This window comes from Pseudomonas sp. ES1, from assembly GCF_050586605.1.
GTDB classification, from domain to species: domain Bacteria; phylum Pseudomonadota; class Gammaproteobacteria; order Pseudomonadales; family Pseudomonadaceae; genus Aquipseudomonas; species Aquipseudomonas sichuanensis.
In genome coordinates this window covers 26,784-43,725 of the sequence record NZ_JBOBDM010000002.1, presented here as the reverse complement: position 1 = coordinate 43,725, position 16,942 = coordinate 26,784, and the positions used below count along the sequence as shown (strand labels likewise).

Here is a 16,942-nt window from a genome sequence, read left to right as displayed (position 1 = left end):
TCTCATTCAGCTTTCCAGCCAGACATCCCGTGCCCAGTGCCACACCGATTCCCAGCTGTCTTCACCAATGGCTTCTTCTTCCGCTTCCCAGAGCACAACGGTGCCGTCTTCTTCGACGCAGTAGTAGTTTTCACCGTCCTGGCACAGTGGGATCAGGTCACGCGGTACACCAGCGTCCCAGGCATTGGAGGCAACGTCTGGCAGGTAAGTATGGGACTGCGGGTCGGTGACGGTCACAGGTTCCAGCGAGCCGTACACGACATCGCTGACGGTCAGCAGGAACTCCTTGAACACGAACGGAATGTTGATGAACAGCTGTTCCTCGATTTCGACCAGTTGGTCTTCGTCTGGCAGCTCCAGCGGCACCGGTACCGGCTCGTTGGCTTCACGCAGTTGTTCGATCACTTCTTCCACGGTTCACATCCTCTGACCTTTATGACAACGCTGCGCGTTATACCCTAGTAGCCGACTCCGGCAAAAGCAAAAACCCCGGGACAGGCCCGGGGTTTTTTGTGCAACGTGCGCGGGTTAACCGTTTTGGCGGATACCGGCGAGCATCCAAGGCTGGTTTTCGCCCTGGGCGCGTTCCATGTGCCAGCTCTCGTTGAAAGCCTCGCCCTGGTCGAAGCGCGAGGTCTTCGACACGCCACGGAAGGTCAGAGTGGCGATGGTCTTGTCGGCGCGGTCGTCGACGCCTTCCAGCTGTACATCGAGGTCGTCGATGTAGGTGGACTGGAAGCCTTCACCCTGTTCTGCGCGCTCACGCTTGAGGAAGTCGAGCATTTGCGGGGTGACGAACTCGGCGATCTTGTCCATCTCGTTGGCGTCCCAGTGCTGCTGCAGCGACTGGAAGTGCGAACGGGCGGCGGCCAGGAAGCTGGCTTCGTTGAACCAGGCCGGGGCGTTGATGGCCGGTGCGGCGGCGACTGGCGCGGCGGAACCACCGAAGATCGACTGCGGGGCGGCCTGCGGCTGGGCTTCGCGCTGGTACGGGGCGTGGCCGGCAGCAGCGTGTTGCGGCTGTTGCTGGCGACGGCGCGCGGCGATGAAGCGGAACACCAGGAAGGCGATCAGGCCCATGATCAGGAAGTCCATGATCTGCATGCCCTGGAAACCGTCACCCATGAACATGGAAGCCAGCAGGCCACCGGCGGCGAGGCCGGCAAGAGGGCCCAGCCAGCGCGAAGCGCCGCTGGCGGCGGCCGGTGCACGGCCTGGAGCGGTCGGTGCGGCGGCAGGTGTGGTCGGTGCGGCCTGGCGAGTCTGGTGCATGGGCGCTGCGCCCGAGCTCTTGCCGCCACCGAAGCGCTTGGCGTTGGCGTCGAGGCTCAGCGTCAAGCCGACGCAGAGCGCCAGAGCGATGCTAAGAAAACGTTGCATAAGTTGGGGGTTCCCATTTTGTGGATTGCACGCGCGTCATGGTGCACATGAACCTGTGGACATGGCTAGCGACAAGATGTTTCGAGCTTTTGCCTGACAGATATCGAGTTTCGCTGTTCCAGGCCTGGTAGATCATCGCGGGGCACGCCCGCTCCCACGAGCTTGCGTGCTTGCCCCGCGATCTGGCTCAGATAGCCTCGAGCTTCGCATACCCCAGCATCAACCACTTGCTGCCTTCGGCGAAGTTCACCTGCACCCGTGCCTGGGCGCCGGAACCCTCGAAGTTGAGGATCACGCCCTCACCGAACACCGCGTGCTGCACGCGTTGGCCGAGGTTGAAGGCGGTCTCCGGGATGCTGGCGTTGGCGAACAGGTTGCTGGCCGGGGCCTTGGCGCCGCCGAACGGGCGGCTGACCGAGTTCGACAGGCGTACTTCCTGAACCAGACCGGCCGGTATTTCGCGTACGAAACGCGACACCTTGTTGTAGGTTTCGCTGCCGTACAGGCGACGGGTCTCGGCGTAGGTCATGATCAGCTGGCGCATGGCCCGGGTGATGCCCACGTAAGCCAGGCGGCGCTCTTCTTCCAGACGGCCAGGTTCTTCCAGGCTCATCTTGTGCGGGAACAACCCTTCTTCCATGCCCACCAGGAACACGTAGGGGAATTCCAGGCCCTTGGCACTGTGCAGGGTCATCAGCTGGACGCTGTCCTCGTGCTCGTCGGCCTGGGTGTCGCCGGCCTCCAGCGAAGCGTGGCCGAGGAACGCCGACAACGGCGTCAGGTCGGCATCTTCGTCGCTGGTCTCGAAGTTGCGTGCGGCGCTGACCAGTTCCTCAAGGTTTTCTACCCGTGCCTGGCCCTTTTCGCCTTTTTCTTCCTGGTGATAGATGATCAACCCGGACTGCTCGATGACCGTCTGGGTCATCAGGTGCAGTGGCATGTCCAGCACCTTGGCGGCAAGCTGCTCGATCAACTCGATGAACGCGCCCAGGGCACTGGCGGCGCGGCCCTTCAGCGCTTTGCCGGCGAGCAGCTGGCACATCGCCTCCCACATCGACACCTGGCTGTGGCGGGCATGGTCGCGGATGGCCTCGACGGTTTTCTCACCGATGCCGCGCGGCGGCACGTTGATCACCCGTTCCAGGGCGGCGTCGTTGCCGCGGCCCTCGAGCAGGCGCAGGTAGGCCATGGCGTTCTTGATCTCGGCGCGTTCGAAGAAGCGCTGGCCGCCGTAGATGCGATAAGGAATACGTTCGCGCAGCAGGGCCTCTTCCAGCACCCGCGACTGGGCGTTGGAGCGGTACAGGATGGCGATTTCGTTGCGCGCATTGCCCTGCTTGATCAGGCCTTCGATGGTCTCGACCACGTAGCGCGCTTCGTCGTGCTCGTTGTACGCGGCGTAGAGGGTGATCGGCTCGCCCTCGCCCATGTCGGTCCACAGCTCCTTGCCCAGGCGCCCGCTGTTGTTGGCGATCAGGGCGTTGGCGGCCTTGAGGATGCCACCGGTGGAGCGGTAGTTCTGCTCCAGGCGGATCATCTCGGCGTCAGGGAAGTCGCTGGTGTACTGGTGGATGTTCTCGATTTTCGCGCCGCGCCAGCCGTAGATCGACTGGTCGTCGTCGCCCACCGCCATCAGGCTGTCGCCACCGGCGCCGAGCAGGCGCAACCAGGCGTACTGCACGGCGTTGGTATCCTGGAACTCGTCCACCAGGATGTGCCGGAAGCGGCGCTGGTAGTGCTCGAGCAGGCCCGGCTGGTCACGCCACAGGTCGAGGGCGCGCAGCAGCAGCTCGGCGAAGTCGATGACCCCGGCGCGCTCGCAGGCTTGTTCGTAGGCGCTATAGATGTCGCGCATGGTGGTCAGGTAGAGGTCGCCGCCCGCCTGAATGTGGCGTGGGCGCAAGCCCTCGTCCTTCTGGCCGTTGATGAACCACTGGACCTGGCGCGCCGGCCACTTCTGCTCGTCGAAGCCAAGCTCGCGGATCACCCGCTTGATCAGGCGTTGCTGGTCGTCGCTGTCGAGAATCTGGAAGTTCTGCACCAGCCCCGCTTCCTGCCAGTGCGCCCGCAACAGGCGGTGGGCCAGGCCGTGGAACGTGCCGACCCACATGCCGGCCGGGTTGATGCCCAGCAGTTGCTCGATCCGCTGGCGCATTTCCGCCGCGGCCTTGTTGGTGAAGGTCACCGACAGGATCGAATGTGGGGAGGCCCCTACGACCTGGATCAGCCAGGCGATACGGTGCACCAGCACTCGGGTCTTGCCCGAGCCGGCACCGGCCAGGACCAATTGCCGCCCGACCTGGGCCGCTACGGCCTGGCGTTGAGCGTCGTTGAGGGAGTTCAGCAGGAGGGAGAGGTCATCATTGCGCATCCGGCCATTCTAGGGCCGGGCAGGGGGCAGGGGCAAACGCCGCCGACGCAAATCACCAGGCGGGCGATTTACCGTTCATCGGCATGGCTCGCCAGCCTGCGTGGTTGAGCGGTCGCATTTGGACGGGCGGGACAATTTCAAAATCATGACCTGGAGCAGTTTGGTCCGGCGCGGCGCTTGTGTATTCTCCCTGCACATTTGTGGTCTGCCATAACAAAAACACAACAAGAAACCAGCCCTATGACCCAGGATTGCATGGCGATCGGAGCATCGCCAGAGACGACACGGAGCGTTCGCAGGCAATTCGCCACTCAGCTGTCTATCGAGCGCACCCGCCTGCTGTACCAGGGCTCCCTGTTGCCCACGCTGTTCATGCTGCTGACCGGTACGCTCTGCGCCTGGCTGTTGTGGAGCCCTGCGCGCTATCTGCTGGTGAGCGTATGGCTGGCCTGGCTGCTGGCGCTGGTCGCCCTGCGGGTGATCCAGGTGGCGGCGTTCGAGGCGGCGACCCCCTCGCGCCAGGCCAGGCCAAACTGGCGACGCATGTTCCTCGCCGGCTCCGCCTTCAGCGGGCTGACACTGGCCAGCGCGGCGATTGCCCTGGTGCCTGTGGACAACTTCGAGCAACAGGCCTGGGTGTTCGGCCTGCTGGGCACTGCGGTGTTGTCGGCCAGCGTTGCTTATGCCGTCAGCCTGCCGGCATTTCTGAGTTTCGCCTTGCCCTGCTTGTTGCCGCCGACTCTTTTCCTGTTCGCTTATGACGCCGGCCACCAACGTGGCTGGGGTTGGCTGGGGCTGATTCTGCTGGGCGCCCTGATGGTGGTGGCCTGGCAGGTCAATCGGCTGATCGAGCGCGGCCTGCTGCGGCGCTTTCAGAACCAGGCATTGATCGAGCACCTGCAAAGCACCCAGCGCCACGCCGAGGACCTCAACCACCAGCTCAGCACCGAAGTTCGCCAACGCCGCCAGGCCGAGGACGAGTTGCGCCTGGCCCACGACGGCCTCGAACAGCGCGTGGCCCAGCGCAGCCATGAGCTGGACCTGGCCAACCAGGCGCTGAGCAAGAGCGAGCAACGCCTGGCCCTGGCGCTGCAGGCCAGCGAGCTGGGCCTTTGGGACTGGAACCTGGAAAGCGACGAGGTTCATCACACCCAGTTGCACGCCCTGTTCGGCCTCGATGGCGACCAGGTCCGCTCGGTTCGCGCCGACCTCAAGCCCCGGCTGCACCCCGATGACCTGCCGCTGCTGCGGCGCACCTTGGTCGAGCATCTCAAAGGGCGCACCGAGGACTACCGGGTCGAGTACCGGGTACGCCATGTGCAGGGCCACTGGTGCTGGATCGAGGACCGCGGCCGGGCGGTAGAGCGCGATGTCGACGGCAAGGTGGTGCGCATGCTTGGCACCCGTCGTGACATCTCCGCGCACAAGGAGCAGGAAGAACAGCAACGCCTGGCCGCCACGGTATTCGAGGCCGCCAGCGAAGGCATCGCGATCCTCGACGCAAGCTTCCAGTTGTTGGCGGTCAACCAGGCGTTCTGCGACGTTACCGGCTACGGCCGTGCCGAGCTGATCGCTCGCAACGCCCTGGAGCTGCCCTGCAGCCGCGATGCGCGGCGGCACAGCCAGGCCATTGATCAGGCGTTGGAGCAACAGGGGCGCTGGCAGGGCGAACTGGTCGAGGCGCGCAAGAACGGCGAGCTCTACCCGCAGTGGTTGCAGCTCAACAGCGTGCGTGATGCGCGCGGCCGCATCGCCAACATCGTCGGCTTCTACACCGATCTATCGGCCCGGCGCGAGTCAGAGGAGCGCCTGCGCTACCTGGCGCACTACGACGATCTGACCGGGCTTGCCAACCGTGCGTTGTTCCGCCTGCGCCTGCACGAGGCCACCCAGCGCATACGTCTGAACGGGCGCAGCCTGGCCTTGCTGCACGTCGACCTGGATCGCTTCAAGCTGCTCAACGAGAGCCTCGGCCATGAGCTGGCCGACCAGTTGCTCAAGAAGACGGCCCAGCGAATCGCCAACGCGGTACCGGAGGCCGATACCGTGGCGCGGCTGTCGGGTGACGAGTTCGCCATCCTGTTCGACGGTTACACCAACCTTTCCAGCCTGGTGCGGGTCACCACGCGCCTGCTCGACAAGCTGCGGGTGCCGCAGCGCTTGGGTGGGCATGAAGTAGTGATCAGCGCTTCGGTGGGTATCAGCGTGCTGTCGGATGCCACCTTCGACCTCAATGCGCTGGTCAGCCAGGCCGACATGGCCAAGCAGCACGCCAAGCACTTGGGCGGCGACAATTTCCAGTTCTACACCGAGAGCCTGCGCGCCAGCACCCTGGAGCGCCTGCAACTGGAGAACCAGCTGCGCAAGGCCATCGACGAAGGCCAACTGCTGGTCTACTACCAGCCCAAGTTGTGCCTGCGCACCGGCCAGTTGCATGCTGCCGAGGCGCTGGTGCGCTGGCAGCACCCGGAGTGGGGCATGGTGCCGCCGGGCGAATTCATCGGTTTGGCGGAAGAGACCGGGCTGATCGCGCCGATGGGCGAGTTCGTGTTGCGCCAGGCCTGCTGGCAGGCCTGTGAGTGGTTGCGCCAGGGGCTGGAAGTGCGGGTCTCGGTCAACCTGTCGGTGTACCAGCTGCGCCAGGGCAAGCTGGTCAGCCTGGTGCGCCAGGTGCTGCAGGAGTCGGGGCTGGCGCCACACCTGCTGGAGTTGGAACTCACCGAAAGCCAGTTGCTGGACAGCGTCGAGCACATCATCGCCACTTTCGAGCAGCTCCATGAACTGGGGGTCAAACTGGCGATCGACGACTTCGGCACCGGCTATTCATCGCTCAGCTACCTGAAACGCTTCCCGGTGGACTACGTGAAGATCGACCAGGCATTCATCCGTGGCCTGCACGACGGCAACCAGGATGCGGCGATCACCCGGGCGATCATCGCCATGGCCAAGAGCCTGCAACTGCAGGTGGTGGCCGAGGGTGTTGAAACCCGCGAGCAGCTGCAGTTCCTGCGCGAGCAGGGTTGCGACGAGGTGCAGGGCTACCTGATCAGCCGGCCGGTGGACGCGGCCTCGTTCCAGGCATTGCTTGAGCGTCCGACCGACCTGTTGCGCTAGCCTGGGAGCGGCGCTGCCGTTGGCCAGGCGATTGCAGCGCCGTTTACAGGTGCCAGGCCTGGCCCTGGCGCGCGAGCAGGCTGTTGGCCTGCTCCGGCCCGTTGCTGCCCGCGGGGTAAGGGCGTGGCGCCTGGAAGTGTTCTTCCCAGCCCTGCAGGATCGGGTCGATCCAGGCCCAGGCGGCCTCCACCTCGTCACGGCGCATGAACAGCGTGGAGTCACCTTCCATTACATCCAGCAGCAAGCGCTCGTAGGCGTCCCAACGGCGGGTCTGGGCGAATGCCTGGGCGAGGTTGAGGTCGAGCTCGACGGGCGCCAGGCGCATGCCTTTGCCGGGGCTCTTGGTCATCATGCGCAGGCTGATGTGCTCGTCCGGCTGTAGCTGGATCAGCAACTGGTTGACCTGGCCGCCGCTGAACAGCTCATGGGGCACTGGCTTGAACTGGATGACGATCTGCGACGAACGCCGTGCCATGCGTTTGCCGGTGCGCAGGTAGAACGGCACCCCAGCCCAGCGCCAGTTGTCGACGTGCGCCTGGACGGCGACGAAGGTCTCGGTGTCGCTGTCGTTGTCGACATCTTTCTCGAAGTAATAGGCGGGTACTTCCTGGCCGCCGATCTTGCCGGCGCCATACTGGCCGCGCACCGTCTTGTCCTGCACGTCCTGGCCAGTGATCGGTTTGAGGGCGCGCAGGATCTTCACCTTCTCGTCCCGCACGGCTTCGGCGTCGAACTGCGCCGGCGGCTCCATGGCCACCAGGCACAGCAGCTGCAGCAGGTGGTTCTGCAGCATGTCGCGGGTGGCGCCAGCGCGGTCGTAGTAGGCGCCGCGGCTCTCCACGCCGAGGGTTTCGCAGACGCTGATCTGCACATGGTCCACCTGGCTGTTGCGCCACACCGGCTCCAGCAGGGCGTTGGCGAAGCGCAGGGCCATGAGGTTCTGCACCGTTTCCTTGCCCAGGTAGTGGTCGATGCGGAACACCTGGGACTCGTCGAACACTTCGCCGATCGCTTCGTTGATCGCGGTGGCCGACTCCAGCGAGTGGCCGATGGGCTTTTCCAGCACGATGCGCGCCTCGTTGTCGGCCAGGCCGGCGATGCGCAGGTGGTTGGCGATGGGCACGAACAGCTGGGGCGCGGTGGCCAGGTAGTAGATGCGTGTCAGCCCGCCGGGCTCGCCCAGGTAGCGCGCCAGGCGGCCGAAGTCGGCGCTTTGCGCGGCGTCCATGGGGAAGTAGTCCAGGCGCGCCGAGAAGCGCTGCCAGACCTCTTCGTCGAAGTCCTGGCGGGCGATCTGTGCGCGGCAGTGGCGTTCGGCGAGCTTGACGTAGTCGTTGCGCGGCAACGGGCGACGGGCCAGGGAGATGATCCGCACGGCATTGTGCAGGCGGGCCTCGCGATACAGGTGGTAGAGCGCCGGAAGCAGCTTGTGCAGGGCCAGATCGCCGGTGCCGCCGAAGACCAGGATGTCGCAAGGTATAGTCAAACCACCACTCTCCACGTTCGTTTAACTGGGCGGGTTGGCGAGCATGTAGTATAACTACAAGAAAGCTACATCCCGGCCAGCCGATCATAACCGAGTCCAGACCGTGAATCTGTTGCAACATATCGCCCAATCGCGCCACCTGTTGCGCAAATCGGAACTCAAAGTGGCCGACCACGTGCTGCTCGATCCGGCTGCCGTCATGCACAGTTCGATGGCCGACCTGGCGCACAACGTGGGGATCAGCGAGCCGACCATCGTGCGATTCTGCCGGGCGATCGGTTGTTCGGGCTTCCAGGATCTCAAGCTCAAGCTGGCGCAGAGCCTGGCCGCCGGGGCCAGTTTCGGCCAGTTCGCCATCCATGAAGACGACTCGGTTGCCGACTACAGCCTGAAGATCTTCGACACCACCTTGCACACCCTGATGGAAGTGCGTGAGCACCTCGACCCGCAGGCCCTGCAGCAAGCGGTGAGTGCCATGGCCCAGGCGCAGCGCGTGGAGTTCTATGGTTTTGGCGCGTCCGGCGCGGTGGCCGCCGACGCCCAGCACAAGTTCTTCCGTCTGCTGCTCACAGCTGCGGCCTATTCCGACCCGCACATGCAGGCGATGTCGGCGGTTACCTTGAAGCCGGGTGACGTGGCAGTGTGCATCTCGCAGTCGGGGCGCTCCAAGGACCTGCTGATCACCGCCAACCTGGTGCGCGAGAGCGGTGCAAACCTGATCACCCTGTGCCCCAGCCAGACACCGTTGGCCGAACTGTCGACGGTCAACCTGGCGATCGACGTGCACGAAGACACCGAAATCTACACCCCGCTGACGTCGCGCATTGCTCACCTGGTAGTGATCGACGTGCTGGCCATGGGCGTGGCCATGGCCCGTGGCCCGAGCCTGGTCAACCACCTCAAGAGCGTGAAGCGCAGCTTGCGCAGCCTGCGTTTGTCGCCCAAGTCGATCAAGGCTACAGACGACTGATCTGCACGGGCTTAATCGCAAACTTCTGAAGCGACACCGGCTCTGTGGGAGCGGCTTCAGCCGCGAACACCGGCGAAGCCGGTGCCATGCACCCTGTCGCCTGCTTCGCGGCTAAAGCCGCTCCCACAGGATATGCGCCAGGCCTGTGGGAGGGGTCAAAGCCTGCGACATGGCTGGTAAAGGCAGCGAAGATTCACGAATCTGTCACCCTTCCACCGCCAAACGGTAAACCTGCAGCGCCAGTCTGAAACTCCCCCCATCCTATCTGGGAGACAGGCAATGGCACGTGAACACGACGGTTCGTACCAACCCAACGCCAAGGCTCGCAAGCAGCAGGAAAAGGACCAGCGCCGCATGGAGTTCCGCCGCGCGATCGAAAGCTACTGCGACCGCCGCGAACTGCTGCGCTCGCTGGCCGACTACCCCGAGCTGCAGGACATCACGGTGTGGCAGGTATCGGCGGCAACTTCCCCGAAAAACGCTCAACAAGCGCGCTGATCTGCGCACGTTCGCTGCGGATGAATGCCTGGAACGCCAAGGCCACCGGTGACTGGCGCTTGGCTTTGGCCTGCACGATGCACCAACTGCGGTACAGCGGCAACTCCTCGACCGGCAGCTCCTTGAGCAGGCCTGTGGCCAGTTCCAGGTTGACCGCATGGCGGGTCAGCAGGGCTATCCCGAGGCCCGCCACCACGCATTCACGCTGCGAATCGGTGGAGGCGACCTCCAGGGTCTGGGTGAAGTGCACGCGCTTGTCCTTGAAGAACTCCTCGCAGGCCTTGCGCGTGCCCGAGCCTTGCTCGCGGACCAGCAGGGTATGAGGTTCAAGGTCCTGCAGGCGCAGGCTCTCGAGCTTGCACAGCGGGTGGTCCGGCGGCGCCACGGCGACGATCGGGTTGTTGAGGAAGGGCAGGAACTCCAGCCCCATGTCCTGGGGCACCATGGACATGATGATCAGGTCGTCGCGGTTGTCCGACAGGCGCCTGATCGCCTGGGCCCGGTTGACCACCGTCAAGGTCAGGTTGACCTCCGGGTGGCGCTGCTTGAAGGCGGCGAACAGGTGTGGCACGAAGTACTTGGCGCTGGATTCGATCGCCAGTTTCAGCTGACCCTGCAGTGAGCCCTGCATGTCCGACAGCTGCATGTCGAGGTTCTCCAGGCGCCCGAAGATGTCCCGGCTGGCGCGTTGCAACGCTTCGGCGGCCTCGGTCAGGTAGAGCTTCTTGCCGACGTACTCGAACAGTGGCTGGCCCACCAGTTCTTCGAGCTGACGTATCTGTAGACTTACGGCGGGTTGCGTCAGCGCCATTTCCTCGGCCGCCCGGCTGTAGGAGCGCAAATCACACACTTCATTGAAGATCTGCAATTGACGCAACGTCATACGCATCAATGACTTACGCATCTTTTCACCTGTTTTGGCAAAACCTTGTTACCGAACTATAAGCTTTTGCTAATACTGGCCCTAACAAATATTGATTTTTGTTTATCGACCTACAGCGCTAGGGTGATTGTGCGACTGGCCAGCGACGTCTGGTCACGCGCCGACCGGTGAAACCGGATCGTCTGTTCCTACGGCTTTGGGAAGACTCCAGTGATAAAAAAAATCCTGATCGCCAACCGGGGTGAAATCGCAGTTCGAATCGTGCGCGCTTGCGCCGAGATGGGCATTCGCTCTGTGGCGATCTACGCCGACGCCGACCGTCACGCCTTGCACGTCAAGCGCGCCGATGAGGCCTACAGCATTGGTGCCGAGCCCCTGGCCGGTTATCTGAACCCGCGCAAGCTGGTCAACCTGGCTGTGGAAACCGGCTGTGATGCCCTGCACCCGGGCTACAGTTTCCTGTCGGAAAACGCCGAACTGGCGGAGATCTGCGCCGAACGCGGAATCAAGTTCATCGGCCCGGCCGCTGACGTGATTCGCCGCATGGGCGACAAGACCGAAGCGCGCCGCACCATGATCCAGGCCGGCGTGCCGGTGACCCCGGGCACTGAAGGCAACGTTGCCGACATCCACGAAGCCCTGCAGGAAGGCGACCGCATCGGTTATCCGGTGATGCTCAAGGCCACTTCCGGCGGTGGCGGGCGCGGCATTCGCCGCTGCAACAGCCGTGAAGAGCTGGAACAGAACTTCCCCCGGGTCATTTCCGAAGCCACCAAGGCCTTCGGCTCGGCAGAAGTGTTCCTGGAAAAATGCATCGTCAACCCCAAGCACATCGAGGCGCAGATCCTCGGTGACAGCTTCGGCAACGTGGTGCACCTGTTCGAGCGCGACTGCTCGATCCAGCGCCGCAACCAGAAGCTCATCGAGATCGCCCCAAGCCCGCAGCTCACCCCTGAGCAGCGCGCCTACATCGGCGACCTGGCCGTGCGTGCGGCCAAGGCGGTGAACTACGAGAACGCCGGTACCGTGGAGTTCCTGCTCGCCGAGGGCGAGGTGTACTTCATGGAAATGAACACCCGGGTGCAGGTGGAACACACCATCACCGAGGAAATCACCGGCATCGACATCGTCCGCGAGCAGATCCGTATCGCTTCGGGCCTGCCGCTGTCGATCAAGCAGGAAGACATCCAGCACCGCGGCTTCGCCCTGCAGTTCCGCATCAACGCCGAAGACCCGAAGAACAACTTCCTGCCCAGCTTCGGCAAGATCACCCGTTACTACGCCCCCGGCGGCCCGGGCGTGCGCACCGACACGGCGATCTACACCGGCTACACCATTCCACCGTTCTACGACTCCATGTGCCTGAAGCTGGTGGTGTGGGCACTGACCTGGGAGGAAGCCATGGACCGCGGCCTGCGGGCCCTGGACGACATGCGCGTGCAGGGGGTGAAGACCACCGCCGCGTATTACCAGGAAATCCTGCGCAACCCCGAATTCCGTAGCGGCCAGTTCAACACCAGCTTCGTCGAAAGCCACCCCGAACTGACCAACTACTCGATCAAGCGCAAACCCGAAGAGCTGGCCCTGGCCATCGCCGCCGCCATCGCCGCCCACGCAGGCCTGTGAGGAACCGAATAATGTCCAAGAAAATCTTTGTTACCGACACGATCCTGCGCGACGCCCACCAGTCCCTGCTGGCCACCCGCATGCGTACCGAAGACATGCTGCCGATCTGCGACAAGCTCGACAAAGTCGGCTACTGGTCGCTGGAAGTCTGGGGCGGCGCCACCTTCGACGCCTGCGTGCGCTTCTTGAAAGAAGACCCGTGGGAGCGCCTGCGCAAGCTGCGCAGCGCGCTGCCCAACACCCGCCTGCAGATGCTCCTGCGCGGCCAGAACCTGCTGGGCTACCGCCATTACAGCGACGACGTGGTCAAAGCCTTCGTCGCCAAGGCTGCGGTCAACGGTATCGACGTGTTCCGCATCTTCGACGCCATGAACGACGTGCGTAACCTGCGCGTGGCCATCGAGGCGGTCAAGGCCGCCGGCAAGCACGCCCAGGGCACCATCGCCTACACCACCAGCCCCGTGCACACCATCGATGCCTTCGTGAAGCAGGCCCAGCAGATGGAAGCCATGGGTTGCGACTCGGTGGCGATCAAGGACATGGCCGGCCTGCTGACCCCGTTCGCCACCGGCGAGCTGGTCAAGGCACTCAAGGCCGAGCAGTCGCTGCCGGTGTTCATCCACTCCCACGACACCGCCGGCCTGGCCGCGATGTGCCAGCTCAAGGCCGTTGAAAACGGTGTCGACCACATCGACACCGCCATTTCCAGCTTCGCCTGGGGCACCAGCCACCCGGGCACCGAATCGATGGTCGCCGCGCTCAAGGGCAGCGAGTTCGACACCGGCCTGGACCTGGAGCTGCTGCAGGAGATCGGCCTGTATTTCTATGCCGTGCGCAAGAAGTACCACCAGTTCGAGAGCGAGTTCACCGCCGTGGATACCCGCGTGCAGGTCAACCAGGTCCCGGGCGGGATGATTTCCAACCTGGCCAACCAGCTCAAGGAGCAAGGTGCGCTCAACCGCATGGGTGAAGTGCTGGCCGAGATCCCACGGGTGCGCGAAGACCTCGGCTTCCCGCCGCTGGTCACCCCGACCTCGCAGATCGTTGGCACCCAGGCGTTCTTCAACGTGCTGGCCGGCGAGCGCTACAAGACCATCACCAACGAAGTGAAGCTGTACCTGCAGGGCGGCTACGGCAAAGCCCCGGGCGTGGTCAACGAGCAACTGCGCCGCCAGGCCATCGGCAGCGAAGAAGTGATCGACGTGCGCCCGGCCGACCTGCTCAAGCCGGAAATGGCCAAGCTGCGCAGTGACATCGGCGCGCTGGCGCGCAGTGAAGAAGACGTGCTGACCTTCGCCATGTTCCCGGACATCGGGCGCAAGTTCCTCGAAGAGCGCGAAGCCGGCACCCTCACCCCCGAAGCCCTGCTGCCGATTCCGGAAGCCGGCGCGGTGGGTTCGGTGGGCGGTGAAGGCGTGCCGACCGAGTTCGTCATCGACGTGCACGGTGAAACCTACCGCGTCGACATCACCGGCGTGGGCGTCAAGGCCGAAGGCAAGCGTCACTTCTACCTGTCCATCGACGGCATGCCGGAAGAAGTGGTGTTCGAGCCACTCAACGAGTTCGTCGGCGGTGGCAGCAGCAAGCGCAAGCAGGCCAGCGCACCGGGCCACGTCAGCACCACCATGCCGGGCAACATCGTCGATGTGCTGGTCAAGGAAGGTGATGTGGTCAAGGCCGGTCAAGCGGTGCTGATCACCGAAGCCATGAAGATGGAGACCGAAGTGCAGGCGGCGATCGCCGGCAAGGTCGTGGCCATCCATGTGGCCAAGGGCGACCGGGTCACCCCGGGCGAGATCCTGATCGAGATCGAAGGCTGAGATAAGCCTTCATCTACAAGCGGTTAACCTCTGGGGAGCGAATGCTCCCCTTTTTTTCGCCTGCCGTTCAGCGTTGGTAACCCTTGCCGAAATGCCGCTCCAGCCGGGCCTGCACCAGCTCCAGCAGGATCGACAGCACCCAGTAGATCACCGCCGCGGTGGTCAGCATCTCCAGGTAGCGATAGCTGGAGCGGCCGTAGGACTGGGCCAGGAACATCACTTCCCAGACACCCATCACCGAAATCAGCGACGAGTCCTTGAGCATCGAGATGAACTGGTTGGCGCTCGGCGGGATGATGGTGCGCATGGCCTGGGGCAGGGTGATGTGCCAGAAGATCGCCGCCGGGCGCATGCCCAGGGCCAGGGCCGCCTGGCGCTGGCCGACGGCGACGCCGATGATGCCGGCGCGGAAGATCTCGCTCAGGTAGGCGCCGTAGTTCAGCGACAGGGCGATGATCCCGGCGGCGATGGCGCCCGGCACCAGGCCCAGCTGTGGCAGGCCCAGGTAGATCAGCAGAATCTGGATCAACAGCGGTGTGCCGCGAAAGAACGAGGTGTAGAAACTCGCCACGCCAAACAGCACCGCACTGCTGGACAGCCTTGCCAAGGCGGCGGCAAAGCCCAGCAGCACCGAGGTGAACATCGAGCAGATGCACAGGAACAGGGTCAGCGCGGCGCCTTGCAAAAAGCCGTTGGGGCCAAGCCGGAAGCCTGCAAGGTTGGGGAATTTCTCCACGATGATCGAAAATTTCAGATCAAAGTTTAAGAAAAAGCCCACGAACAGCAGCAACAATACCAGCCACGTCAGGTACAGCCGGCTGCGAAAGCCGAGCAGGCGCGTGCCCGTCGATGTGACGACGGGTTTGGGAGCAGGTTGATGTGCACTCATTTACTGATGTCGGCGCCGATCCACTTCTGCGAAAGCTTCGCCAGCGTACCCTCGGCTTTCAGCTCGGCGAACACCTGGCGCACCTTGGCATCCCATTCCGGGTCGCCTTTCTCGATGGCCACCGAGTTGGGCTCTTCATACAACGGCGCCCCGGCCAGCTTGAAACGCTTGTCCTGGTCCAGGCGGGGTTGCGCGGTCACCAGGTTGGTCAGGATTGCATCCAGGCGCACGCCGGCGCCCAGGCCGAGGTCCTGGAAGGCAACGTTGTCGGTGTCGTACGGGGCGGCCTGGACGAAGTCGAAGGGGTAGTCGATCTTGCGGTCTTCGGCGCCTTCGATCACCAGGTTCTTGTTCAGGTAGCTCTCGTAGCTGGAGGCACTGGTCAGGCCGACCTTGCGGCCGTCCAGGTCCTTGGCCGAGTGGATGCGCTCGTCCTTGGCGTTGACCACGATCACCGCCGGCGAGGCGTAGTACTCCACCGGGAAGTCGAACACTTCGGCGCGCGCCTTGCTCGGCGTCATCGAGCAGATGCAGATGTCGTAGCGGCCGCTCCAGCGGCCCGCAGCGATCACGTCCCAGGAGGGTGTTTCCAGGCGCAGCTTCACGCCCAGTTTTTCGGCGACTGCCTTGGCCACGTCCACATCGAAGCCGTCGAGCTGATTCTGCTCGTTGAGGAAAGAGAACGGCGGGTAGCTCTCCATCAGCACATTGACCAGTTCCTTGCGAGTTTCCACGCGTTCCAGCGTGGCGCCTGCGAAGGCTTGAGTAGCAGCGCTCAGGGCAAGGAGACCGGCGCCCAGCAAGGTTGGTAAACGCATGGAGATACCTGAAAAAGTGCTTGAATTAAGGATGTTTGATATTTAATAGTTATAAGCATGTACTAACTAGTGAATTTTATTCATATCAATATAAGTGAATGGCATATGGGCGAACGGTCGTTGGTTATTCTGGATGGCGGCATGGGGCGGGAATTGCAGCGCCGGGGTGCGCCGTTTCGTCAGCCGGAGTGGTCGGCGCTGGCGCTGAGCGAGGCGCCGGAGGCCGTAGTGGCCGTCCATGCCGCCTACATCGCGGCGGGTGCCGAAGTGATCACCAGCAACAGCTATGCGGTAGTGCCCTTTCATATCGGCGAAGCGCGCTTTGCCAAAGAGGGCTACGCCCTGGCACAAACCGCAGGGCAATTGGCACGGGCGGCTGCCGATGCTGCAGGGGGCAGGGTGCGGGTCGCCGGTTCCTTGCCGCCGCTGTTCGGTTCCTATCGCCCGGACCTGTTCCAGCCGCAACAGGTCGCCGCAGTGCTGACGCCGTTGCTTGAAGGCCTGGCCGAGCATGTCGACCTGTGGCTGGCGGAAACCCAGAGTTCGATCGCGGAAGTGCGTGCCATCCACGCGCAGCTGCCGCGCGATGGCAAGCCGTTCTGGGTGTCGTTCACCCTGCGCGATGAAGATGTCGATGACGTGCCACGGCTGCGCTCGGGCGAACCGGTCGCGCAAGCCGCCGAAGCCGTTGCCGCGCTTGGTGCGCAGGTGTTGCTGTTCAACTGCAGCCAGCCCGAAGTGATCGGTGATGCCATCGATGCCGCCAAGGCAGCATTCGAGCGCCTGGGGGCTGATATCGCCATCGGTGCCTACGCCAACGCCTTCCCGCCCCAGCCCAAGGATGCAACGGCCAATGATGGCCTGGACGAGCTGCGCGAAGACCTCGACCCACCGGGCTACCTGAGTTGGGCACAGAACTGGCGCCAGCGCGGTGCCAGTTTGGTCGGCGGTTGCTGCGGGATCGGCCCGGAGCACATTGCCGAGCTCAAGGCGAATTTGGTTTGACGAGGTAGATCGTGGCCTGCCGCTGAGGGTGGGCCAATGGGACTAGTATCCCCATGGTTTTTAAACTGCACTTTGCTGCAGC

Annotated in this window: 13 protein-coding genes; 6 read left to right on the top strand and 7 right to left on the bottom strand. The window is 63.7% G+C overall.

Going from position 1 to position 16,942, the window contains the following annotated elements; translation table 11 throughout:
- Positions 1-6 precede the first annotated feature (6 nt).
- The 3 genes from ACQ4N9_RS01390 to uvrD form a co-directional block, all read right to left on the bottom strand.
- Entirely contained in the window at positions 7-414 is a 408-nt protein-coding gene (locus ACQ4N9_RS01390) for an SMI1/KNR4 family protein (RefSeq protein ID WP_390969628.1), read from the bottom strand.
- A gap of 114 nt (positions 415-528) precedes the next feature.
- Positions 529-1,380 carry a Tim44 domain-containing protein gene (locus ACQ4N9_RS01385; protein ID WP_390969626.1) on the bottom strand — a complete coding sequence of 284 codons (852 nt, stop codon included), beginning with the start codon at positions 1,378-1,380 and terminating at the stop codon, positions 529-531.
- A 187-nt stretch (positions 1,381-1,567) separates the two neighbouring features.
- Positions 1,568-3,751: a DNA helicase II gene (uvrD, locus tag ACQ4N9_RS01380; protein ID WP_390969624.1), complete on the bottom strand. Its 2,184-nt coding sequence runs from the start codon at positions 3,749-3,751 to the stop codon at positions 1,568-1,570.
- Positions 3,752-3,991: 240 nt separating this feature from the next.
- Here uvrD and ACQ4N9_RS01375 point away from each other — a divergent pair, with 240 nt between their 5' ends.
- Entirely contained in the window at positions 3,992-6,865 is a 2,874-nt protein-coding gene (locus ACQ4N9_RS01375) for a putative bifunctional diguanylate cyclase/phosphodiesterase (protein ID WP_390969622.1), read from the top strand.
- Positions 6,866-6,908: 43 nt separating this feature from the next.
- Here ACQ4N9_RS01375 and zwf read toward each other — a convergent pair whose 3' ends face one another.
- Positions 6,909-8,351, bottom strand: a complete 1,443-nt coding sequence (gene zwf, locus ACQ4N9_RS01370) for a glucose-6-phosphate dehydrogenase (RefSeq protein ID WP_322359686.1) — start codon at positions 8,349-8,351, stop codon at positions 6,909-6,911.
- Positions 8,352-8,454: 103 nt separating this feature from the next.
- Here zwf and hexR point away from each other — a divergent pair, with 103 nt between their 5' ends.
- Positions 8,455-9,321 carry a transcriptional regulator HexR gene (gene hexR, locus ACQ4N9_RS01365; RefSeq protein WP_110995081.1) on the top strand — a complete coding sequence of 289 codons (867 nt, stop codon included), beginning with the start codon at positions 8,455-8,457 and terminating at the stop codon, positions 9,319-9,321.
- Positions 9,322-9,600: 279 nt separating this feature from the next.
- The gene (locus tag ACQ4N9_RS01360; RefSeq protein ID WP_125861177.1) at positions 9,601-9,819 is read left to right on the top strand and encodes a PA3496 family putative envelope integrity protein; all 219 of its coding nucleotides are present in this window, start codon (positions 9,601-9,603) and stop codon (positions 9,817-9,819) included.
- On the opposite strand, the gene ACQ4N9_RS01355 is transcribed toward ACQ4N9_RS01360, so the two are convergent.
- Entirely contained in the window at positions 9,761-10,708 is a 948-nt protein-coding gene (locus tag ACQ4N9_RS01355) for a LysR family transcriptional regulator (protein WP_189654583.1), read from the bottom strand. The two genes, ACQ4N9_RS01360 and ACQ4N9_RS01355, sit on opposite strands and share 59 nt — an antisense overlap.
- Before the next feature lie 204 nt (positions 10,709-10,912).
- On the opposite strand from ACQ4N9_RS01355, the gene ACQ4N9_RS01350 reads away from it, so the two are divergent.
- The gene (locus tag ACQ4N9_RS01350) at positions 10,913-12,328 is read left to right on the top strand and encodes an acetyl-CoA carboxylase biotin carboxylase subunit (protein ID WP_430932019.1); all 1,416 of its coding nucleotides are present in this window, start codon (positions 10,913-10,915) and stop codon (positions 12,326-12,328) included.
- An 11-nt stretch (positions 12,329-12,339) separates the two neighbouring features.
- The gene (oadA, locus tag ACQ4N9_RS01345; protein ID WP_110995085.1) at positions 12,340-14,148 is read left to right on the top strand and encodes a sodium-extruding oxaloacetate decarboxylase subunit alpha; all 1,809 of its coding nucleotides are present in this window, start codon (positions 12,340-12,342) and stop codon (positions 14,146-14,148) included.
- 67 nt (positions 14,149-14,215) lie between these two features.
- On the opposite strand, the gene ACQ4N9_RS01340 is transcribed toward oadA, so the two are convergent.
- Positions 14,216-15,037: an amino acid ABC transporter permease gene (locus ACQ4N9_RS01340; RefSeq protein WP_390969619.1), complete on the bottom strand. Its 822-nt coding sequence runs from the start codon at positions 15,035-15,037 to the stop codon at positions 14,216-14,218.
- Positions 15,034-15,855, bottom strand: a complete 822-nt coding sequence (locus ACQ4N9_RS01335; protein WP_258705389.1) for an ABC transporter substrate-binding protein — start codon at positions 15,853-15,855, stop codon at positions 15,034-15,036. The genes ACQ4N9_RS01340 and ACQ4N9_RS01335 overlap by 4 nt, the downstream gene beginning before the upstream one ends.
- Before the next feature lie 105 nt (positions 15,856-15,960).
- On the opposite strand from ACQ4N9_RS01335, the gene ACQ4N9_RS01330 reads away from it, so the two are divergent.
- A complete protein-coding gene (locus ACQ4N9_RS01330) occupies positions 15,961-16,860 on the top strand; it encodes a homocysteine S-methyltransferase family protein (protein WP_390969617.1) in 900 nt (299 codons plus the stop codon).
- The last annotated feature ends 82 nt before the right edge of the window (positions 16,861-16,942 follow it).

Coding starts and splice junctions, on each gene's coding strand:
- ACQ4N9_RS01385 (WP_390969626.1), bottom strand. CDS start 1,380: ATGCAACGTTTTCTTAGCATCGCTCTGGCGCTCTGCGTCGGCTTGACG.
- ACQ4N9_RS01360 (WP_125861177.1), top strand. CDS start 9,601: ATGGCACGTGAACACGACGGTTCGTACCAACCCAACGCCAAGGCTCGC.
- ACQ4N9_RS01355 (WP_189654583.1), bottom strand. CDS start 10,708: ATGCGTATGACGTTGCGTCAATTGCAGATCTTCAATGAAGTGTGTGAT.
- ACQ4N9_RS01375 (WP_390969622.1), top strand. CDS start 3,992: ATGACCCAGGATTGCATGGCGATCGGAGCATCGCCAGAGACGACACGG.
- ACQ4N9_RS01335 (WP_258705389.1), bottom strand. CDS start 15,855: ATGCGTTTACCAACCTTGCTGGGCGCCGGTCTCCTTGCCCTGAGCGCT.
- uvrD (WP_390969624.1), bottom strand. CDS start 3,751: ATGCGCAATGATGACCTCTCCCTCCTGCTGAACTCCCTCAACGACGCT.
- oadA (WP_110995085.1), top strand. CDS start 12,340: ATGTCCAAGAAAATCTTTGTTACCGACACGATCCTGCGCGACGCCCAC.
- ACQ4N9_RS01340 (WP_390969619.1), bottom strand. CDS start 15,037: ATGAGTGCACATCAACCTGCTCCCAAACCCGTCGTCACATCGACGGGC.
- ACQ4N9_RS01330 (WP_390969617.1), top strand. CDS start 15,961: ATGGGCGAACGGTCGTTGGTTATTCTGGATGGCGGCATGGGGCGGGAA.